At 71.2% G+C, this 18,932-nt stretch carries 20 protein-coding genes and 1 tRNA gene; 9 read left to right on the forward strand and 12 right to left on the reverse strand.

The window, feature by feature from the left end; all coding sequences use genetic code 11:
- Nucleotides 1-58 precede the first annotated feature (58 nt).
- From BLW43_RS17000 to BLW43_RS17015, 4 genes are read right to left on the reverse strand one after another with little or no spacing between them, the layout of a single operon-like run.
- A complete protein-coding gene (locus tag BLW43_RS17000; protein WP_281243557.1) occupies nt 59-1,102 on the reverse strand; it encodes a branched-chain amino acid ABC transporter permease in 1,044 nt (347 codons plus the stop codon).
- Nucleotides 1,099-2,067 (reverse strand): ADP-ribosylglycohydrolase family protein, encoded by a 969-nt coding sequence (locus tag BLW43_RS17005; RefSeq protein ID WP_093255299.1) that lies wholly within the window; start codon nt 2,065-2,067, stop codon nt 1,099-1,101. The genes BLW43_RS17000 and BLW43_RS17005 overlap by 4 nt, the downstream gene beginning before the upstream one ends.
- A complete protein-coding gene (locus tag BLW43_RS17010) occupies nt 2,060-2,875 on the reverse strand; it encodes an ABC transporter ATP-binding protein (RefSeq protein WP_093255301.1) in 816 nt (271 codons plus the stop codon). Before BLW43_RS17010 ends, BLW43_RS17005 begins: the two co-directional genes overlap by 8 nt.
- Nucleotides 2,876-2,877: 2 nt before the next feature.
- A complete protein-coding gene (locus BLW43_RS17015) occupies nt 2,878-4,842 on the reverse strand; it encodes an AMP-binding protein (protein WP_425441191.1) in 1,965 nt (654 codons plus the stop codon).
- 216 nt (nt 4,843-5,058) lie between these two features.
- On the opposite strand from BLW43_RS17015, the gene BLW43_RS17020 reads away from it, so the two are divergent.
- A complete protein-coding gene (locus tag BLW43_RS17020; RefSeq protein ID WP_139284111.1) occupies nt 5,059-5,427 on the forward strand; it encodes a hypothetical protein in 369 nt (122 codons plus the stop codon).
- 66 nt (nt 5,428-5,493) lie between these two features.
- Here BLW43_RS17020 and BLW43_RS17025 read toward each other — a convergent pair whose 3' ends face one another.
- The 5 genes from BLW43_RS17025 to BLW43_RS17045 all read right to left on the reverse strand — a co-directional run bounded on the left by BLW43_RS17025 (nt 5,494) and on the right by BLW43_RS17045 (nt 10,965).
- The gene (locus BLW43_RS17025; protein WP_093255307.1) at nt 5,494-5,952 is read right to left on the reverse strand and encodes an Hsp20 family protein; all 459 of its coding nucleotides are present in this window, start codon (nt 5,950-5,952) and stop codon (nt 5,494-5,496) included.
- Between the two features lie 162 nt (nt 5,953-6,114).
- On the reverse strand, nt 6,115-6,909 hold the full coding sequence (locus BLW43_RS17030) for a trypsin-like serine peptidase (protein WP_093255309.1): 795 nt from the start codon (nt 6,907-6,909) through the stop codon (nt 6,115-6,117).
- Nucleotides 6,910-6,946: 37 nt separating this feature from the next.
- Entirely contained in the window at nt 6,947-8,245 is a 1,299-nt protein-coding gene (gene glcF / locus BLW43_RS17035) for a glycolate oxidase subunit GlcF (protein WP_093255311.1), read from the reverse strand.
- Between the two features lie 97 nt (nt 8,246-8,342).
- A complete protein-coding gene (locus tag BLW43_RS17040; RefSeq protein ID WP_093255369.1) occupies nt 8,343-9,473 on the reverse strand; it encodes an FAD-binding protein in 1,131 nt (376 codons plus the stop codon).
- 49 nt (nt 9,474-9,522) lie between these two features.
- Entirely contained in the window at nt 9,523-10,965 is a 1,443-nt protein-coding gene (locus BLW43_RS17045) for an FAD-linked oxidase C-terminal domain-containing protein (RefSeq protein ID WP_093255313.1), read from the reverse strand.
- Between the two features lie 188 nt (nt 10,966-11,153).
- Here BLW43_RS17045 and BLW43_RS17050 point away from each other — a divergent pair, with 188 nt between their 5' ends.
- Nucleotides 11,154-12,731 (forward strand): sensor histidine kinase, encoded by a 1,578-nt coding sequence (locus tag BLW43_RS17050; RefSeq protein WP_175478969.1) that lies wholly within the window; start codon nt 11,154-11,156, stop codon nt 12,729-12,731.
- Nucleotides 12,732-12,882: 151 nt separating this feature from the next.
- On the opposite strand, the gene rpoH is transcribed toward BLW43_RS17050, so the two are convergent.
- Entirely contained in the window at nt 12,883-13,782 is a 900-nt protein-coding gene (gene rpoH, locus BLW43_RS17055; protein WP_093255317.1) for an RNA polymerase sigma factor RpoH, read from the reverse strand.
- Nucleotides 13,783-13,869: 87 nt separating this feature from the next.
- Nucleotides 13,870-14,835, reverse strand: coding sequence for an RluA family pseudouridine synthase (locus BLW43_RS17060; protein ID WP_245731107.1), 966 nt, complete (start codon nt 14,833-14,835; stop codon nt 13,870-13,872).
- An 86-nt stretch (nt 14,836-14,921) separates the two neighbouring features.
- Here BLW43_RS17060 and BLW43_RS17065 point away from each other — a divergent pair, with 86 nt between their 5' ends.
- The 4 genes from BLW43_RS17065 (at nt 14,922) to BLW43_RS17085 (ending at nt 17,283) form a co-directional block, all read left to right on the forward strand.
- On the forward strand, nt 14,922-15,311 hold the full coding sequence (locus BLW43_RS17065) for a DUF6476 family protein (RefSeq protein ID WP_093255319.1): 390 nt from the start codon (nt 14,922-14,924) through the stop codon (nt 15,309-15,311).
- A 124-nt stretch (nt 15,312-15,435) separates the two neighbouring features.
- Nucleotides 15,436-15,849, forward strand: coding sequence for a universal stress protein (locus tag BLW43_RS17070; RefSeq protein WP_093255321.1), 414 nt, complete (start codon nt 15,436-15,438; stop codon nt 15,847-15,849).
- 65 nt (nt 15,850-15,914) lie between these two features.
- Nucleotides 15,915-15,990 (forward strand) — tRNA-Glu (locus tag BLW43_RS17075).
- A gap of 819 nt (nt 15,991-16,809) precedes the next feature.
- Nucleotides 16,810-17,283: a hypothetical protein gene (locus tag BLW43_RS17085; RefSeq protein WP_139284112.1), complete on the forward strand. Its 474-nt coding sequence runs from the start codon at nt 16,810-16,812 to the stop codon at nt 17,281-17,283.
- Here the strand turns inward: BLW43_RS17085 and BLW43_RS17090 are convergent.
- The gene (locus tag BLW43_RS17090; RefSeq protein WP_093255326.1) at nt 17,280-17,810 is read right to left on the reverse strand and encodes a hypothetical protein; all 531 of its coding nucleotides are present in this window, start codon (nt 17,808-17,810) and stop codon (nt 17,280-17,282) included. The two genes, BLW43_RS17085 and BLW43_RS17090, sit on opposite strands and share 4 nt — an antisense overlap.
- A gap of 95 nt (nt 17,811-17,905) precedes the next feature.
- Between BLW43_RS17090 and BLW43_RS23665 the strand changes: the two genes are divergently transcribed.
- The 3 genes from BLW43_RS23665 to BLW43_RS17100 all read left to right on the forward strand — a co-directional run bounded on the left by BLW43_RS23665 (nt 17,906) and on the right by BLW43_RS17100 (nt 18,928).
- Complete coding sequence (locus BLW43_RS23665) at nt 17,906-18,070, forward strand: hypothetical protein (RefSeq protein ID WP_175478970.1); 165 nt, start codon at nt 17,906-17,908, stop codon at nt 18,068-18,070.
- Between the two features lie 74 nt (nt 18,071-18,144).
- The gene (locus BLW43_RS17095) at nt 18,145-18,423 is read left to right on the forward strand and encodes a hypothetical protein (protein ID WP_093255327.1); all 279 of its coding nucleotides are present in this window, start codon (nt 18,145-18,147) and stop codon (nt 18,421-18,423) included.
- A 211-nt stretch (nt 18,424-18,634) separates the two neighbouring features.
- Nucleotides 18,635-18,928 carry a hypothetical protein gene (locus BLW43_RS17100; protein WP_093255329.1) on the forward strand — a complete coding sequence of 98 codons (294 nt, stop codon included), beginning with the start codon at nt 18,635-18,637 and terminating at the stop codon, nt 18,926-18,928.
- Nucleotides 18,929-18,932 lie beyond the last annotated feature (4 nt).

The raw sequence follows: 18,932 nt of genomic DNA on the forward strand, positions 1-18,932 counted from the left end.
GCATCACCAGCAGCCCGAGGACGACGATGGCGGCGAGCAGGAAATGGATGGTCATGGCTCAGACCCTCTCGATGATCTTCTCGCCGAACAGTCCCTGCGGACGCACGAGCAGGAACGCCAGCGCCAGGACATACGCAAACCAGTTCTCGATGGCGGTGAACCAGGAGGCGTTGAGGCCGAACAGCGCGTTCATCACTTCGCCGAGGTAGATCTCGGCCCATTTCTCGCCGACGCCGATGATCAGCCCGCCGAGGATGGCGCCGGGGATCGAGGTGAAACCGCCGAGGATCAGCACCGGCAGCGCCTTGAGCGCGATCAGCGCGAGGCTGAACTGAACGCCGGATTTCGAGCCCCACATGATCCCCGCCACCAGCGCCACGGCGCCGGCGATGGACCAGACGATGACCCAGATGGTGCGCAGCGAGATGCCGACCGAGAGCGCCGCCTGGTGGTCGTCGGCCACCGCCCGCAGCGCCCGGCCGATGCGCGTGTACTGCGAGAAGAGCGACAGCGCGACCACCAGCACGGCGGCGACCGCGGCGGCCGCGATCTCCAGCTTCTCGACATAGAGGCCGTAGCCGTCGAGCAGGAAGTCCGACGCGCCGCGCGGCAGCCCGACGTCGAGCGGCTTGACGTCGGAGCCCCACAGGATGTCGCCGACCCCCTCCAGCACGAAGGCCAGCCCGATGGTCGCCATGAACAGGATGATGGGCTCCTGATTGACGAGGTGGCGCAGCACGAAACGCTCCACCGCGAAGGCGACGGCGACCATCACGGCGACGGTCAGCGGTATGGCGAGAAACGCCGGCACGCCGAAATCGTTCATGAAGCCGGTCAGGAACAGGCCGGCGAACAGCGCCATCACCCCCTGACTGAAGTTGAAGATGCCGGATGACTTGAAGATCAGGACGAAACCCAGCGCCACCAGCGAATACATCACGCCGGCCAGCAGCCCCGACAGCGTGACCTCGTAGAAGAACAGCCGGTCGCGCTCGTCGATCGACCCGAGCCAGAACAGCCCGTAGGCCGCGTAGGCGGCGAGCAGCAGCAGCCCCACGCCCTCGGGCGAGGCGAGCCGGAGGCGCGAGAGGCTTGCCATCATGGCCGGGGCTCCTGTCGCGAGCGCAGCGCCGCGAGCGCCAGCGACTCCGCCCAGAGATCGGCGCCGTCGTCCAGCCGCAGCATCCAGTCCAGCGGGATCTCCGACGAGCCTCCGGCCACGCCTGCGGCGGCGAACACCGCGCCGACGATGGTGGCGCGGCCGCAGCTGTCGCCGGCGGCGCGGATGTTGGCCTCGACCGCGCCGCGATAGCCGCCGGCGTGGGCGAGGATGTGGAAGATCACCGGCGCGCTCTGGCGGATCGGGCAGGCGCGGCCCGCGACCCCGGCGAAGGCCGCCGCGTCGCCGCCGTCGAGGATCGCCGCCCGCAGCGCCTCCCGCTCCGCCCCCGAGGCGGCCGCGGCGCCGGCCTCCGCGGCTTCGCGCGGCGTCGCGCCGTCGATGGCCGCGCCGAGCGCCGCCATGACGGCGGGCGCGAAGGCGCGGGCGTCCGGATGGTTCGCGGTCGCGGCGAGGAACGCGTCCACATCCTGAATGCCTGCGACGGCGGGGGCGACGAGGCGCGACAGGCCGGGGATCTGGTCGTCCTCGGCCCCTGCGGGCTCGCCCCCCCGCTCGATGTTGGCCAGCAGCATCTTCGTGGGCCGGTCGGCGTAGCCGCGCCAGGCCCCGCAGGGGCCGAAGGCTGCGACGAAGCGGGCGGCGTGGTCCTGCGCGTCGAAGCCGCGGCGCGCGATGATCGACTGCGCCGCGACGCGAAGCTGCGCGCCGTAATGCGAGACCTCGCCCGCCCGCTTGCCGCCATGGACGAACACGCCCTTGCAGCCCTCGAAATCGGCCGCGTCCGGCGTGCGGAAGGCCAGAGGCGACAGGCTGGCGACGCGGTCGGCGTCATAGAGCCAGTGCAGGCCGAGCGCCGCGGCGTCGGCGGCGTAGGCCCCGAACAGCGCATAGGCGGCGCGCTCGCGCCGGGTGCCGCTCGCGACGCTTCTGGCAAGGCTATTCATGGGCCACTCCGAGATAGGCGTCGATGACTTCGGGATTGGCGCGCACCTCGGCGGGCGCGCCGTCGCCGATCTTGCGGCCGTAGTCGAGCACCACGACGCGGTCGCTGAGGTCCATGACCACGCCCATGTCGTGCTCGATCAACGCGATGGTGGTGCCGAACTCGTCGTTCACGTCGAGGATGAAGCGCGACATGTCCTCCTTCTCCTCGACGTTCATGCCCGCCATCGGCTCGTCGAGCAGCAGGAGTTTCGGCTCCGCGGCGAGCGCGCGGCCCAGTTCGACGCGCTTCTGCAGGCCGTAGGGAAGGGCGCCGACGGGCTTCTTGCGGATGTGCTGGATCTCCAGGAAGTCGATGATCCTCTCCACGGCCTCGCGATGCGCGATCTCCTCGGCCTCGGCCGGCCCCTTCCACAGCGCCTGCCACAGCATGTTGCGCCGCATCATCGTCAGCCGCCCGGTCATGATGTTGTCGAGCGTGCTCATGCCCTTGAACAGCGCGATGTTCTGGAACGTGCGGGCGAGGCCCTGGCGCGCGATCTGGTGCGGGCGCATCGGGCGGCGCTTCTCGCCGCGGAACCAGACCTCGCCCTCCTGCGGGTGGTAGAAGCCCGAGATGACGTTGAGCATCGAGGACTTGCCGGCGCCGTTCGGCCCGATGATGGCGCGGATCTCGCCTTCGCGGATGTCGAAGCTGATGTTCTTCAGCGCCTCAACGCCGCCGAAGCGCAGGGTGATGTTCTTCACCTCCAGAAGCGTACCGCCGGCCTGGCGCCCGCCCGACAGGTGGGCGGCGAGCTGCGCGTCCATGTTCACGCCGCAATCTCCCGCGCCGGCTCGACCGTCTCCGCGTCGATGATGCGGACGGTGGCGCTGATGCGGCCCTTGCGGCCGTCCTCGTAGCTCACCTCGACGTCGGCGAAGACCTCCGTCGCGTCCGAATAGAGCGCGTCGATCAGCGGCTGGTAGCGCTCGGCGATGATGCGGCGGCGCACCTTCATGGTGCGGGTCATCTCGCCGTCGTCGGGGTCGAGCTCCTTGTGCAGGATCAGGAAGCGGCGCACCTGGCAGGCGCTGAGCAGCGGGTCCGAGGCGATCGAGCGGTTCGCCTCGGCCACCTGCGCGGCGATCTTCCCGGTGACGCGCGGGTGCTGGGCGAGCTCCTGATAGCTGGCGTAGGCGACGTTGTTGCGCTCCGCCCAGGCGCCGACGCTGTCGAGGTCGATGTTGACGAAGGCGCAGACATGGTCGCGCCCGTGGCCGAAGCTCACCGCCTCCTTGATGTCGGGGAAGAACTTCAGCTTGTTCTCGACATATTTGGGCGCGAACAGCGCGCCGGAGGTGAGTTTCCCGACGTCCTTGGCGCGGTCGATGATGCGGAGTTGCCCGGTGTCGGGCTCGAAGAAGCCGGCGTCGCCGGTCGCGACCCAGCCCTCGGCGTCCTTGGTCTCGGCGGTGGCCTCGGCGTTGCGGTAGTACTCCATGAACACGCCCGGAGAGCGGTAGAACACTTCGCCGCTCTCGCCGATGCGCAGTTCGACGCCGGGGCTCGGCACGCCGACCGTGTCCGCCCGCACGGCGCCGTCGGGTTGCTGGGTGATGAACACGCTCGCCTCGGTCTGGCCGTAGAGCTGCTTGAGGTTCACGCCGAGCGAGCGGTAGAACTCGAAGATCTCCGGCCCGATCGCCTCGCCGGCGGTGTAGCCGACGCGGATGCGGCTCATGCCCAGCGCATTCTTCAGCGGCCCGTACACCAGCGCCTCGCCGACGCGATACCACAGCCGGTCCGCCGTCGAGACGGGGCGGCCGTCGAGGATCGCGCAGCCGACCCGGCGCGCATGGCCGATGAAATGGTCGAACAGGCGCTTCTTGATCGGCCCGGCGTCCTCCATCCGGATCGTGACGCTCGTCAGCAGCGTCTCGAAGATGCGCGGCGGCGCGAAGAAGTAGCTCGGCCCGATCTCGCGCAGGTCGGTCATCATCGTCTCGGCGCTCTCGGGGCAGGCGACGCAGAAGCCGGTGACGTAGGCCTGTCCCATCGAGAAGATGAAGTCGCCCACCCACGCCATCGGCAGATAGGCGAGGATGCTGTCGCGGTCGGTCAGCCCGTCGAAGGCCGCCGAGGCGCGGGAGGTCTTGAGGATGTTGTCATAGGAGAGCACGACGCCCTTGGGCTTGCCCGTGGTGCCGGAGGTGTAGAGCATCACGCAGGGCTCGGCGCCGGTCTGCGCGGCGACGACGGCGTTGATCTCGGGCTCCAGCCGCGCCGCATGCTCGCGGCCCTTCGCCTGCGCCTCCGAGAGCGCGGTGAGCCGGCCATGGTCGTAGCGACGCAGCCCCCTCGGGTCGAGATAGAGGATGCGCTCCAGCATCGGCAGCCGGTCGGCGATGGCGAGCAGCTTGTCCACCTGCTCCTGATCCTCGACCACGGCGAAGCGCACCTCGGCATGGTCGAGCACATAGGCCATCTCGTCGGCGACGCTGTCCTGATAGAGCGGCACCGGCTGCGCGCCGCAGCACTGGCTGGCGATCATCGACCAGTAGAGCTGCGGTCGGTTGGTCCCCACCACCGCCACGCGGTCCCCGGGCGCGAGGCCCAGCTCGCGCAGCCCCATGGCGAGCGCCCGGACTTCCTCGCGCGCCTCGGCCCATGTCCAGCTCGCCCAGACGCCGAGCGCCTTCTCGCGCGCGGCCGGGCGGTCGCCGCGCACCGCGGCGTTGCGGTCGAGGAGCTTCGCGAAGGTGTCGCAAGCGTCCTCGGGCGTCTGGTGCGACAGCGCCACGGCGTCTCCTCTCCCTGCGGCCCGAAGGCCAGCCGCGGCGTCTCTCGCGGACACTCGCGAATGCGACAGTCTCTCTGAGCGGGCGCGGGGGTCAAGACTTATCGCGCAGCGGGTAGCCCCGGCGCCGGCGCGGCGCAGCATTCGCGCGCCCGCCGTGGCGGTCGGAGCGGGGCGCGCTAGCTGAGAGCCATGCGCAGCAGGGAGATGGAAATGCAGCCCACCCTCACGACCGCCGGCCTCGTCGCAGCCTGCTGCCTTGTCGCCTTGGCTGCCTGCGCCGCCCGGGCGCAGTCTCCGCTTGACGGGGAACGCATCCGCGCCGTCGTCTCCGGCAAGACCATCGCCGGCGGCATGCTCGACGGCGGCCCCTACAGCGAGTTCTACGGCGAGGACGGGGTGATACGGGGCGAGGGATACACCGGCGCCTGGACGGTCGAGGGTGACGCGATGTGCTTTGACTACGGCGAAGGGCCGGATTGCTGGTCGGTAGGCCTGAGCGGGGACGAGATCCTTTGGATCAGGGACGCAGAGGTGCTTGGGACCGGCCGCGCCGTCGAGGGAAACGTCAACGGCTATTGAGGGCGCCGCGCCGGTCTGCGCCGGAGGGCGGCTGACGCCGCCTTCCGGTTAGGCTTCACGCGCTCGTCACGCGGCCTGGCTGTCGATCTGGCGCGGCGCGTTGCGCGCGATCTCGATGCGGCGCGGCTTCAGCGCCTCGGGCACTTCGCGGACGAGTTCGACATGCAGCATGCCGTTCTCGACGGTCGCGCCGACCGGCTTCACATGCTCGGCGAGCTGGAAGCGGCGCTCGAATGCGCGCTCCGCGATGCCGCGATGGAGATAGGCGGTCTTTTCCCCCTCCTCGCGCGACTTGCGGCCCGAGATCAGCAGCTGGCCGTCGCGGCTCTCGACCGAAAGATCGTCCTCCGCGAAGCCCGCCACCGCTATGGTGATGCGGTAGGCGTCCTCCCCGGTCTTCTCGATGTTGTAGGGCGGGTAGCTCTGCGAGCCGAGGTCGTGGCTCATGGCCGCGTCCAGCATGGCGGCCAGCCGGTCGAAGCCGACGGTGGAGCGGTAGAGCGGGGTCAGGTCGATGGTGCGCATGGATCATATCCTCCAGTGAGCGATACGGTTCCGGACGACGGCGCTCCGGATGGACGCGCCGTGCTCCGATCGCCGACGCCCGTCACGGGCCGCCGGCCATGCTTAGGTGGTTGCGCCGATTTTCCGCGTCAAGACCCCGTCGGCGCGGCCGCTCGGGGCGCGCTAGGGCCCGACGGTGAACATGGCGCCGTCGGCGCCGATGAGCTGTTCCATGAGCGGGCCCAGGAACGGCGCCACGTCGACGACCAGAGCCCGACGGCCGCCCGCGCTCCCCTTGTCCGGGTCGCCGCTCTGGGCGGAGACGACGGCGACCAGCGTGGCCGAGCCGTCGGCCCCGCGTGCGAAGACCGGGGCGCCCGACGCCCCGAAAGTCACGATGCAGTCCAGCGCGGTGATCGTGCCGGCGCGGCCGATCACGTCGCACGCTTCGTCGATGCTGGGGGCATGGGGCCGGTTGCGCGCATAGGAGACGATCGTGAGCGGGCGCGACTCGCGCCAGCCGCGCGTCGGAAAGGGCGGCGCGGCCTCGATCGGCCGGTCCAGCGCCAGCAGCGCCACGTCGGCGGCGATGTTCCGCGCCTCGGCCTTGCCGCTGAAGCGGTAGTCCGGCGGGATAGCCGCGGCGGAGACGCGGCGGAAGCCCGCGTGCCCGCCGCGCATCAGTCCGGCGACGAACTTGATCTCGGAGAGCGGCGTCGGCGCCTTGGTGCGCGGGTTGAACAGGCAATGGGCCGCGGTGGCGACGATCCGCTCGCTGATCAGCGTGCCCGTGCAGAACCGCGAGCCGGCGATGTTGACGCGGCCCACGCCGAGCCAGGCCGGCGCCTCCTCCGTCGTCATCAGGCGCCGCGTGTCCGCCGACGAGACGCCGCCGAAGGCGGCGAACGCCGCCGCCGCCGCCAGCACGGCGGCCAGACGCCGAGCGCGCGTCGCGCCTTTCAGCGTTGCAGCCTGCATCGTCCCTTCTCCCCCGCCGCGCCGCGCCGCCGGCGTCCTACAGTCCCGCAGCCGTCAACTTGGCGGGTTTCGGTCCACCGGTCGCCCAGTCCAGGAGTTCGACGGTATGGACGACGGGAGCGATTCGCGTCGAGGCGATCTGCGCGATGCAGCCGATGTTTCCCGCGGCGATCACCTGCGGCGCGGTCGCCGCGAGATTTGCCGCCTTCCGCTCCTTGAGCTGCGCCGCGATCTCGGGCTGCGTGAGGTTGTAGGTGCCGGCCGAGCCGCAGCAGAGATGGCTCTCGGCGGGCTCCACCACCTCGAAGCCCGCGGACTTCAGCAGGGTCTTGGGGTGCGCCCTGATCTTCTGCCCATGCTGGAGCGAGCAGGCGGCGTGATAGGCGACGCGCAGCGCGGGGGCCTTGTCGGGCGCGGAGAGCTCCAGCGCGACCATCACCTCGGATATGTCGCGGGTGATGGCGGAGACCCGCGCGGCGTCGCCCGCAAGCCCGGCTTCGGTGCGGAACATGTGGCCGTAGTCCTTGACCGTCGTGCCGCAGCCGGAAGCGTTGATCACCACCGCGTCGAGGCCCGCGCCGTCCATCTCCCGCACCCAGGCGCGGATGTTTCGCGCCGCCGTCGCGTGGGCGAGGCCGGTCTTGCCCATGTGGTGGGTGAGCGCGCCGCAGCAGCCCTGGCCCTCGGCCACCACCACCTCCACGCCGTGGCGGGTGAGCAGGCGGATGGTCGCCTCGTTGATGTCGGTGTCGAGCGCACGCTGCGCGCAGCCGGTCATCAGCGCCATGCGGGCGCGTCGCGGCCCCTGCGCGGGGAACACCTGCGGCCGGTCCATCGGCGAGGGCGGGGGCAGCGTCGCGGGCGCGAACTCGACCATGGCGCGCAGTTTGCGCGGCAGGAAGCGCGCGAAGGGCTTCGCCGCCCATGCGCCGAGGATGGCGAGCCGGAAGCGGGTCGGGTAGGGCAGCACCACCGACAGCAGCCAGCGCAGGGCGCGGTCGTCCCACGGGCGGCGATAGGTCTTCTCGATATGCTCGCGGGCGTGGTCGACGAGGTGCATGTAGTGCACGCCCGAGGGGCAGGTCGTCATGCAGGCGAGGCAGGAGAGGCAGCGGTCGATATGCTTGACCGTCTTCTCGTCGGCGGGCCGCCCCTGCTCCAGCATCTGCTTGATGAGGTAGATGCGGCCGCGGGGGCTGTCGAGTTCGTCGCCGAGGGTGACGTAGGTCGGGCAGGTCGCCGTGCAGAAGCCGCAGTGGACGCATTTGCGCAGGATCTGGTTGGAGCGCGCGACCTGCGGATCGGCGAGCTGCGCCTCGGTGAAGGTGGTCTGCATCAGGTCTCTCTCTGGTCGGCGAGGCGCCGTAGCGCGACGCGCGGTTCGATGCGGAGCGGCGGCGACCCGACGAAGCCGAACGGCGCGATGGCGCGGGTCACGGCGCCATGCGCCCCGGGTTGAGCTTGCCGGCGGGGTCGAACTTCGCGCGCAGGCCCGCCGAGAGCGCCGCGACCGGCGCGGGCTCGGGGTGGAACGGGGCCACCGCGCGGCGCGTCGCCTGGCCGGCGCGAAAGAGGGTCGCGTGGCCGCCTCGGCGCGAGACCTCAGCGCGGATCGCGGCCGCGCCGGCGTCGCCGTCCTCCGGCGTCAGCAACCAGACGAGCCCGCCGCCCCAGTCGTAGAGCGCATCCTGCGCCGCGCCGGCCTCGCGCAGCGCCGCCACAGCCTTCGGCCCGTCTGACGGCCTGAGCGAGAGCCGCCAGACCGCGCCCTGCGCGCCGGCCAGCGGCGTCGCGTCGCGCACCGCGGCCCAGCGCGCGGGGTCGTCCATGACGATCTCCGCCTCGCCGAACGCCGCCAGCGCCTTGCGCAGCTCCGCCGCCCGGTAGGCGACCGACGCCTCGAACCCCTCGATGCGCGCCAGCGTCTCGCCGGCGGCGTGGGCGGCGCCGGTCACGTCGAAGGGGCTGCCGAGCGCCATCGACAGCGCTGCGATGGCGCGCGCTTCGTCCAGACCTCGCAGCACCAGCGTCGCGGAGGTCTCGGGGATCGGCTGGAGCTTGAAGGCGACCTCGGTGAGCAGGCCCAGCACGCCATAGGCGCCGCACATCAGCTTCACGAGATCGTAGCCGGTGACGTTCTTCATCACCCGGCCGCCGTTCTTCAGCACCGTGCCGCGCCCGTCCACCAGCCGCACGCCGATCAGGCTGTCGCGGCAGGCGCCGGCCTGGATGCGGCGCGGGCCGGAGGCGTTGGTCGCGGCGACGCCGCCGAGCGTGAGCGGGCCGTCGGAGCCCAGCAGCGGGCGCGGATCCATCGGCTCGAAGGGCAGGCGCTGGCCTTCCGCCGCAAGCATCGCCTCGATCGCGTCGAGCCGGGCGCCGGCGCCGGCCACCAGTGTCAGCGCCTGCGGCTCGTAGAGCGTCACCGCGTCCAGCCGCAGCGTCGAGAGCGGCGCCGCCTCGACGGGACGGCCGAGCGCCAGCCGCGCGCCGCCGCCGACGATCTCGAACGGGCCGCCGTCGCGGACGGCCTCGGCGGCCTCGGCCTCGGAAGCCGGCGCCAGCGCCTCGGCGAGGCTCACGCCGACAGCCCGCGACGGGTGGCCGCGACCGTCATTCCGCCGCCATGCGGTGGCCTTCCACCGTCGCCAGCGGAAAGACCTTGCCGGGGTTGAGCAGCCATTTCGGGTCGAACACGTCCTTCACCGCCATCTGGGCGGTCATGTCGTCGGCGGTGAACTGGGCGGTCATCAGCTCGCGCTTCTCCACGCCCACGCCATGCTCGCCGGTGAGGCAGCCGCCGACCTCGACGCAGAGGCGCAGGATGTCGGCGCCGAACGCCTCGCATTTCTCCAGGTCGCCGGGCTTGTTGGCGTCGAACATGATCAGCGGGTGCATGTTGCCGTCGCCGGCGTGGAAGATGTTGGCGACGCCGAGCCCGTACTGCGCGCTCAGCGCCTCGATGCGCGACAGCACTTCCGGCAGCGCGCCGACCGGGATCGTGCCGTCGAGGCACATGTAGTCCGAAATCTGGCCCATGGCCCCGAAGGCGGACTTGCGGCCGAGCCAGATCGCCGCGGCCTCCTCGGGCGTCGCGGCCTCGCGCACGGCGAGCGGGGCGTGACCCGCGGCGATGGCCCTGATGCGGGCGAGCTGGTCGTCGATCTCGGCCGGGCTGCCCTCGACCTCAACGATGAGCAAAGCGCCGGCGTTCAGCGGATAGCCGGCCTGCGCGAACTCCTCGCAGACACGGATCGCCGGGCCGTCCATGAACTCCAGCGCCACGGGGATGACGCCGGCGCGGATGATGTCCGCCACGCAGGCGCCGGCCACCGCGCTGGTCTCGAAACCGAACAGGATGGGGCGGGCCCCCTCGGGCGCGGCGAGGATGCGCAGGGTCGCCTCCGTCACCACGCCGAGCTGGCCCTCCGAGCCGCAGATCACGCCCAGCAGGTCGAGGCCGGGCGCGTCGAGATGGGCGCCGCCGATCTCCATCACCTCGCCTTGCATCGTGACGAAGGTGACGCCGAGCAGGTTGTTGGTGGTGACGCCGTATTTCAGGCAATGCGCGCCGCCGGAGTTCATGGCGATGTTGCCGGCGATGGCGCAGGCGAGCTGCGAGGAGGGGTCTGGCGCGTAGAAGAAGCCGTCGCTCTGCACGGCCTGCGTCACGGAGATGTTGGTGACGCCGGTCTGCACGCGGATCACGCGGTCCTCAAGGCTCGTCTCCAGCACGCGGTTGAGCCGCGCGACGCCGAGGATCACGCTGTCGGCGGTGGGCAGCGCGCCGCCTGCGAGCGAGGTGCCCGAGCCGCGCGGCACGACGGGCACACCCTCCTCCCAGCAGACGCGCAGGGCGCTCGCGACCTCCGCGGTCGAGCGCGGCAGCACCACGGCGAGCGGCGGGCAGCGATAGGCCGAAAGCGCGTCGCACTCGTAGGCGACCAGTTCCTCCGACGCGTCGATCACGGCGTCTTCGGGCAGCACGGCGCGCAACCGCGCCGCGACGGCGCTGCGGCGCGCGAGGATGTCGGGGTCCGGGGTCGGCATGCGCATCGGCTGGGCTCCCAAGGCGGTCTTCCGCGAGCATCATAGCGCTTCATCCGCGTCACGCCATGGCGGCGGCGTGGTCCTCCGAAGCAATTCAATAATCTGTGTCTTTCGAAGTAAACGGGCGCACCGCTAACACTCTGTTGAACACCCAACACTAGAGTTTTCGGGATATTTTGATGCGGGAGGCGGCTTTGAAACAGCCCTATTCAGCGGTGCTGATCGCCGAAACTGCAGCCGAGGGCCTGCTCGTGCTGCGTGAGGATGGAGGCCGCACCCTCAGCGCCGTGTGGTGCAACCGCGCCTTCGAGCGCGAGAGCGGCATGTCGCTCGACGAACTGCGCGCCGCGCGGCTGACGCCTCTCGATGGCGCCGAGGCCCCGGCGGGCCGGCGCGTCCGCGAGGCCGCCCTCCAGGCGCGCGAGGAGACCGAGGCGCTGCGCCTCGTCCTGTCGAGGCTGGAGGCTTCGGGTGACATGGAGGCGCACTGGCTGGCGGTGGCAAGCGACCCGTGTCCGCCGGGCGCGTCCGACGCCGAGCGCGCCGAGCGGGTCGCCGCGGCCGTGCGCACGCTCGCAGGCCACCAGGCCGATCGGCAGCGGCTGGACTGCATCGGTCACCTGATCGAGAACGCGCAGGATCTCATCACCATCACGGATCTGGATTTCCGGGTCATCTGGGCCAACGACGCCTTTGTGCGTCGCTCGGGGTATGCGCTGGGGGACGTCGTCGGACGGTCGCACTGCGAACTTCTAGACAAGACGGGACAGAGCTTCACGGGACCGCAGGCCGCGATCAAGGCGTTGATCTCGGGCGCCTATCGGCAGAACGAGACGCGCAACAGGGCGCGTGACGGGGAGATCTACTACGCCGACACCCGCATCACCGTGCAGCGCGACGCCGACGGAAGGCCGGTCCGCCTTCTCCTCATCGAGCGCGACATTACCGAGACAAGGGCGCTGCGCGAGAAGCTGCGCGCCGAGCGGGACGACCTGGAGCGCCGCGTCGCCGAGCGCACCGCGATCATCGCCCGCCAGAGCGACGCGCTCGCCGCGGCGCTGAAGCGCCAGCAGGAGGTGAACGAACAGCAGTTCGAGTTCGTCCGGATGGCCAGCCACGAGATTCGCACGCCGATGAGCATCATCAGCCTCGCCGCCCGGCGCGCGCGCAGGGCGCTGAAGGCGGGCGATGCGGTCGACCACGAGCGACGGATGCAGATGATCGACGAAGCGCTCGCGCGGCTCGGCATGCTCATTGACAGCACCCTGCAGATCGCGAGGGCGGAGGCGGGCCATTTCGACTGCCGGCCCGAGCCGATGGACTTCGCGGCATTTCTGCGCGCCGCCGTCCACAGCGCTTCGGAGGGTTCCGAATCGCACGCTTTCGTTCTGGATGCGGACGGCGTCGACGAAGCCTGGATCGACGGCGACGCCGCCCGACTCGCCCATGTGTTCGACAACCTGTTCGGCAACGCAAGGAAGTACTCGCCCGCCGCCGACCGCGTGGACGTGGCGCTGCGCCGCGAAGGCGACCGGCTGCGGGTCGACGTGCGCGACTACGGCCTCGGCATCGGCGCCGAGGATCTGTCGAAGCTGTTCAGGCGCTACTTCCGCGCTGCGACGGCGACGGGCATCGCCGGCGCCGGCATCGGACTGTCGCTCGCCCATGATCTCGTCACGGCCCATGGCGGATCGCTCTCCGTGCGAAGCGTCGAGGGCGAGGGATCGACCTTCACGGTGGACCTGCCTCTGCGCTCCTCCCCGCAGCGGTGAGCCGGGCGCCGGCCGACATGGGCGCGGCCCGAGACGCGGCCGTGAGGGTGGGCCCGCGCAAACGTCGCCATCGGACGCGCGCGCGGCGCTTCAGGGCGGGGGGCGGAGCGGCGCCGACCTCGGCGCCGCTCCGCGCCACCGTGCGCCGGCGTCATTCGACCGGCTGCAGCAACCCTTTTTCGGCGGCGAGTTCGCGCATCCTGTTCTGGAGCTTCTCGAAGGCGCGGCTCTCGATCTGGCGGATGCGCTCGCGGCTGACGTTGTAGACCTCGCTGAGCTGCTCCAGCGTCACCGGCTCGTCCTTCAGCTTGCGCTCGGTGAGGATGTGGCGCTCGCGTTCGTTGAGCGCGCCCATGGCGCTGATCAGCAGGTCGCGCCGCTGGTCGAGCTCCTGCCTTTCGGCGAAACGGGTGGCCTGGTCGGCGTCGTCGTCGGTCAACCAGTCCTGCCACTCCGCCGCGCCCTCGCCCTCGGCGGAGACCGGGGCGTTGAGGGACGCGTCGCCGCCGCCGCCCAGACGCCGGTTCATCGACACGACCTCGTCGACGGTCACGCCGAGATCGGTCGCGATGCGCTCGACGTTCTCGGGCCGCAGGTCGCCCTCCTCGAGCGCGCCGATCCGGTTCTTGGCCTTGCGCAGGTTGAAGAACAGCTTCTTCTGCGCCGCCGTGGTGCCCATCTTCACGAGGCTCCACGATCGCAGGATGTATTCCTGGATTGCGGCGCGGATCCACCACATCGCATAGGTCGCCAGCCTGAAGCCCTTTTCGGGGTCGAAGCGCTTCACCGCCTGCATCAGGCCCACATTCGCCTCGGAGATCACCTCCGCCGTCGGCAGGCCGTAGCCGCGATAGCCCATGGCGATCTTGGCGGCGAGGCGCAGGTGCGACGTCACCATCCTGTGCGCCGCCTCGCTGTCGCCGTGGTCGGCCCATGCCTTGGCGAGCATGTATTCTTCCTGCGGCTCCAGCATCGGAAACTTGCGGATCTCGGAGAGATACCGGCTCAGCCCCTGTTCCGGCGACGGGGCCGGAAGATTCGCGTAAGTCATGGTCCCCTCCGAGCGTCTCGCGCGATCGCGTTCCGATCACAACGTCAATCCGTCAGTTATGAACGCGCCATTAACGCGGCAAGGCCGTTAAAGTTTCCTTAAGGAAACAATCAGGTGAGCGAGGTCGTCCGGCGGCGCGGCCTGGAAGCGCACGGGGCGCCCGTCGTCGGGATGGCGGAAGCCGAGCGTCGCGGCATGGAGCGCCTGGCGCGGAAACCCGTCCAGCAGCGCATGGCCGCCGCGCCCGCGCCCATAGGTCTGGTCGCCGGCGAGGGGGTGGCCGACATGGGACAGGTGAACCCTGATCTGGTGCGTCCGCCCGGTCTCGAGCCTGCAGCGCAGCAGTGCGGCGACGGCTTTTCCGGCCGGGCCGAAGCGCTCGACGGTCTCGACGCGCGTGACGGCGCGGCGGCCCGTGGCGTCGACCGCGATCTTCTTGCGGTCGCTGCGGCTGCGGGCCAGCGCCGCCTCGACGCGGATGATCCCGCCGGGCTCGAAGGACACCGCGGGCAGCCCGGCGAGGCGCGCGTCGGCGCGGTCCGGGGCGCCGCGGACCACCGCGAGGTAGCTGCGCTCGAGGTCGTGGGCGGCGAACTGCGCCGACAGCGCGGCGTGGGCGGCGTCCGTCTTGGCGACGACGAGCAGGCCCGAGGTTTCCTTGTCGATGCGGTGCACGATCCCGGGCCGCGCGACGCCCCCGACGCCGGAGAGGCTCGCGCCGCAATGGTGCAGCAGCGCCGCGACCAGCGTGCCGCGCTCCGCTCCGGGGGCGGGGTGGACGACCATGCCCGCCGGCTTGTTGACGACGATCAGCGCGGCGTCCTCATGCGCGATGTCGAGCGGGATCGCCTCGGGCGCCGGGGTCGCGGGCGCGATCGGGGGCGGCGTGAGGGTGTAGACCTCTCCCGCGCGCGCCTTCAGCGCCGGGTTCGATGCGACCGCGCCCGAGGCGTCGCGCACGGCGCCCGCCGCGATGAGCTGGGAGATGCGCGAGCGGCTGAAGCGCGCCTGCGCGTCGGCCAGAGCCTTGTCGAGCCGCGCGGGGGCCGCCACGGTGAGCGTGAGCGACGCCGCGCCCTCGGGCGCGGCGTCGTCGCCGTCATCATCCGACCATGCCTCCACTTCGGGAACTTCGCTCAATGGCTGACCTCCGCGCCGACAGGACCCGCCCGCCGCAGGCGTCGCCGGGGATCGACGACGACGACGAGCCGCCCGAGCCGCCGCGCCTGCGCGCGCTGCGGCGTCTGGTGACGCTGCTGACCATGACGGCCATCGTCGGCGTCGCCGTGGTGGCCGGAACGTTGGCGCTGCGGCTCTCGCAGCCGTTGACGCCGCCGCTCTCGCTCGAGGCGGTGACCGCCGAGCGGATCGCGGCGCCGCCGGGCGAGACCGTCACGGCCGCCGGCGCCGCGCCGGGCGCGCTGATCCTCGTGACGCGTGACGGAGAGGGCGTCGAGCGCATGCGCCTCTACGACGCCGGGACGGGTGAACTCGTCAGAACGGTGACGATAGAGCGCGCGGCGCGCTGACGCGGCGGCGGCTCCGGCGGTGGACAACGCGCGCGCGGGTCTGCCACGATCAACCTCCCGCGTCGGTCGCGCGCATGCCCATGCGCCGTTCGGGCCGTCGCGCCCCAGCACGGAGGCGTTCCTGATGTATGACGCCATCATGGTTCCCGTTGACCTCGCTCATGCGGACAAGCTCGACAAGGCGCTTTCAGTCGCCGCCGACCTCGCAAAGCTCTACGCCGCGCCAATCTGCTATGTCGGCGTCACCGCGGCGACGCCGGGTTCTGTCGCCCATTCGCCAAGGGAATACGAGCAGAAGCTGGGCGCCTTCGCGCGCGCTCAGGCCGAGGCGCGCGGCGTGGAGGCGACCTCCCGCGCCCTGGTGTCGCATGATCCGGCGGTCGACCTCGACGAGGCCCTGCTCGACGCCGTCCGCGAGACCGGAGCGGATCTCGTCGTCATGGCTTCGCATGTTCCCGGCCTGCTCGACGCGGTCTGGCCGTCGCATGGCGGGGCGCTCGCGTCCCACGCCTCCACCTCGGTCATGCTCGTGCGATGAGCCTGCTCCGGAGCGCGCTTGACACGCGCCGCCATGGCCCTTAGCTACGCCCCACCAGCGACGGAGTCCCCTTCGTCTAGTGGCCTAGGACACCACCCTCTCACGGTGGGAACAGGGGTTCGAGTCCCCTAGGGGATGCCATCGCGGGTGCTAACGTGCTGATCTTGCAGTAGGTTAGCCGCCCGCGTTCCGCGTCTTCGCCGGCTTCGTTCCATTTCGGGTCTTGCGCACGGCCGCACGGGCGGCTTCGGCTAGGCGGATCGCGTCTACTTGGCTCTGGTATGCGGCGGCCTCGGCGCTGAGGTGCTCGTGGCCGAGGTCCGCGTCGATCGCGCGGCATCCGGCTTCGGCTGCGTCTGGGCCGATGGTGTGGCGCAGACCGTCACCGCTGCGGCCGGAGAGGTCGGCGGCGACGCAGGCGGCGCGGAACGAGTCGCCGAAGCACGCCGCGCTACGCGGGCGGTCAGTGTCGGTCGCGAGACAGATCTTTGCGCTGGGGCGCGCCGCGAGCCAGGCGTGGTCGCGGGCGCGACGGGCGTGGCCATCGTCCCGCTCTTGGGCTGGCGCCAAGTCGCGCGACCGTCGGCGAGGATCGTCACCGTGCCCATCGCCAAGAGATCGGCGCTGCGCGGCGCGAGGCCGCAGAGCACCTCCAGCGCGAAGCGCAGCCGTGTGCCAAGTGGCCAGCGCACGAGAAAGGCCGCCGGCGTCCGTGCCTTATGCGGGATGGGCGGCGGGCTCGGGCGCGGGGGCGCTAGGCAGGCGTGTCAGCTTCCCGCCGGGCGCGCGGAGACACCACACGGTCTCCCCGGAGCGCCGGTAGGTCAGTTGCAGGCGCGGCAATGTCAAGCGCCGTCCCATTCGTGCCCTCGGCTTGCTGCTGCCCGTCAGGAGGCAGGCTGAGGTCGACGGCGCCGAGTTCGGCGACGCGCTCGACCCGCGAACGCAGAACCGGTTCAAATGGATGGCGTCCTGGGTCGCGGTAATCCCGATCAGCGCGGCTGGGGCGGGCGCGATCAGCCACACGCACCGTCGGGACAACGGGGCACGGCCGAGGATGCGGCGGTCAACCGCGCCGTCGATGTCGTGCTCGCCTACACCGATCTGGACGCCGTGACCCCGATAGCCGCTTTCGGCGGCGTCGCGCCGGCAGGCGACGTGTCGTCCGTCGCCATCCCGCATCCGACCGGCGCGGCTGTCGGCGACAGTCTGGTGGTCGTCTCGGCGTGGGAGAATGCGCTGGCGCTGACGCTGGACGACGCCCGGCTCGACGTCACCGCGCTGGCCTCCTACTCGGAGGGTTTGATCGTCAGCGCCATCGCCAAGCTGACCACGCTGGAGGCGGATTTCGCGACGGGCGACTTTGCGGCGACGGTGGTGGAGACGACCAGCCGCGCCGCCGGCATCGCCTTCGCGCTGCGCCCGGTCAGCTAGGCCAGCGCGAGCGCGAGCACCGCGACGGCGGTGGCCCCGGCGAGCCACGGCCAGCCGAACGAGGGCCGCCGCGCCTCCATGCGGCTGTCGATCTCCGCCACCAGGGCCACGGCTTCCGGCTCCGCGCCGGGATAGCCGAAGCCGGTTCTGCCGGCGGCGGCGAGCGCGCGGCGCAGGCGGCGCTGGTTGGGGCGCGCGGGCCTGAGCGCGGTCTCGATGCGGCGGGCGTCGGCGTCCTCGCCGCGCGTGCGCAGATCGTAGGCGAGCGTCGCGGCGCGCAGCGTCAGGCGGCTACCGCCGGCCGGCGCGGCGGCGATCTCCGCCAGCATGGCGCGGACGTCCGGCTCGTCATGGCCGTGCGTTTCGGCGTGGGCGGCGATGGCCCGCAGCGCGCGGCGCAGGGCGGGCAGGCTGGGCGGATCGCCGGCCAGCACGTCGCGCAGGCGGTCGGCGTCATCGGGGCAGGCGTCATCGCGCAGGCGCTGTTCTAGACGCGCGGCGCCCTCGAAGATGGCGGCGGTATCCATCGTTCTCTCCGGGCAGGCCTTGGACGCGGGGTTTGGTGTAAGCATAATAAGCTTACGTATAGACGCCATCTCCGAAAGCTGCAATAGCTTACGGAATGGGATGGCGCGACAGACTGACCGACGATGAGGCGGGCGAAGTCGCGGACATCGAGGCGCGGCTGATGGTGTTGGACGCCATGGCGAAACCGCTGAAGGACCGATTGAAAAAGATCAGGGACAACGCCTCGCGCCGCGAGAGCTACCACAAGCCCAGAGACTGACCCCGACGCACCGCGATTCACCACCACGCGCCGTCCGGGCTCCCTCGGGCGTCGCGTCCGTTTGGGAGCATCCGATGGACTTCGGCGACTTCACGAAGTCCGACCCCACCGACCCGTCCGCCATCCAGCGGGCGACGGACGTGCAGCACGTCGTGGCCCCCGCCGCCGCGATGGCCGGCGGGTGGTGCGGGTTCGCCGCCGATCTGGCGGTTTTCTGCGTCCTCCATGTGGTCCGGTTCAGGCGCGACCCGACATGGCGCGTGGCGGGCGACAAAAGGCGATCGACATCGCCCGCGCCGCCTGCGCCGCGCAGTGCCGGGCGCGGAGCGAGACGCAGGCTCGAACCGTCGTGAAGCTAGACGCCGAGGGCTTCGAGAGCGTGACATGGGGCGCTTTCGGCCGGCTGCTGCGCCGCGCCGCCGACCGCGGTCTCGACGGTTCGACGCCGGCGCGGATGATCGAGGGCCTCTCGACGCGCCACGTCAGGAACGAAGAAGCGGGCGAGAGGCAGATCGCGCAGGTCTGGGCCAAGACCCTCACAGACGCGCCCGACCCGCCTAAGCGATGGCGCGCGCGGCCGAGGTTCCGCGCCGGACGCCGCGTCTCGCGCCCATCCCGCGCGTCGCCAAGCCCCGCCGCGCCGCGCTGCTCGACGGCGTCATGGTCGCCGACCTGCGCATCTGCCAGGAGAGCGACCCGCGTGAGACTGACGCGCGCTGGAGCCTCGCCGAGGCCGAGCGCGTCGCGCTGGGCTGCGCCGGCCACCTGCTCGGCGTGGCGTCGCCGGCTGCGCCCCAGCTGCTGTGCTACCTCGGCGACCATCTCGATTTCGGGGGCGCCGCCTTGTCTCTTCCGTGACGCG

This window comes from Rubrimonas cliftonensis (assembly GCF_900107585.1).
Lineage (GTDB): Bacteria > Pseudomonadota > Alphaproteobacteria > Rhodobacterales > Rhodobacteraceae > Rubrimonas > Rubrimonas cliftonensis.

Excerpts from the sequence above, each read along its gene's own strand:
- BLW43_RS17000 (WP_281243557.1), bottom strand. The coding sequence starts at position 1,102 with ATGATGGCAAGCCTCTCGCGCCTCCGGCTCGCCTCGCCCGAGGGCGTG.
- BLW43_RS17005 (WP_093255299.1), bottom strand. The coding sequence starts at position 2,067 with ATGAATAGCCTTGCCAGAAGCGTCGCGAGCGGCACCCGGCGCGAGCGC.
- BLW43_RS17010 (WP_093255301.1), bottom strand. The coding sequence starts at position 2,875 with ATGGACGCGCAGCTCGCCGCCCACCTGTCGGGCGGGCGCCAGGCCGGC.
- BLW43_RS17020 (WP_139284111.1), top strand. The coding sequence starts at position 5,059 with ATGCAGCCCACCCTCACGACCGCCGGCCTCGTCGCAGCCTGCTGCCTT.
- BLW43_RS17025 (WP_093255307.1), bottom strand. The coding sequence starts at position 5,952 with ATGCGCACCATCGACCTGACCCCGCTCTACCGCTCCACCGTCGGCTTC.
- BLW43_RS17030 (WP_093255309.1), bottom strand. The coding sequence starts at position 6,909 with ATGCAGGCTGCAACGCTGAAAGGCGCGACGCGCGCTCGGCGTCTGGCC.
- glcF (WP_093255311.1), bottom strand. The coding sequence starts at position 8,245 with ATGCAGACCACCTTCACCGAGGCGCAGCTCGCCGATCCGCAGGTCGCG.
- BLW43_RS17045 (WP_093255313.1), bottom strand. The coding sequence starts at position 10,965 with ATGCGCATGCCGACCCCGGACCCCGACATCCTCGCGCGCCGCAGCGCC.
- rpoH (WP_093255317.1), bottom strand. The coding sequence starts at position 13,782 with ATGACTTACGCGAATCTTCCGGCCCCGTCGCCGGAACAGGGGCTGAGC.
- BLW43_RS17065 (WP_093255319.1), top strand. The coding sequence starts at position 14,922 with ATGGCTGACCTCCGCGCCGACAGGACCCGCCCGCCGCAGGCGTCGCCG.
- BLW43_RS17070 (WP_093255321.1), top strand. The coding sequence starts at position 15,436 with ATGTATGACGCCATCATGGTTCCCGTTGACCTCGCTCATGCGGACAAG.
- BLW43_RS17085 (WP_139284112.1), top strand. The coding sequence starts at position 16,810 with ATGGATGGCGTCCTGGGTCGCGGTAATCCCGATCAGCGCGGCTGGGGC.
- BLW43_RS17090 (WP_093255326.1), bottom strand. The coding sequence starts at position 17,810 with ATGGATACCGCCGCCATCTTCGAGGGCGCCGCGCGTCTAGAACAGCGC.
- BLW43_RS23665 (WP_175478970.1), top strand. The coding sequence starts at position 17,906 with ATGGGATGGCGCGACAGACTGACCGACGATGAGGCGGGCGAAGTCGCG.
- BLW43_RS17095 (WP_093255327.1), top strand. The coding sequence starts at position 18,145 with ATGGACTTCGGCGACTTCACGAAGTCCGACCCCACCGACCCGTCCGCC.
- BLW43_RS17100 (WP_093255329.1), top strand. The coding sequence starts at position 18,635 with ATGGCGCGCGCGGCCGAGGTTCCGCGCCGGACGCCGCGTCTCGCGCCC.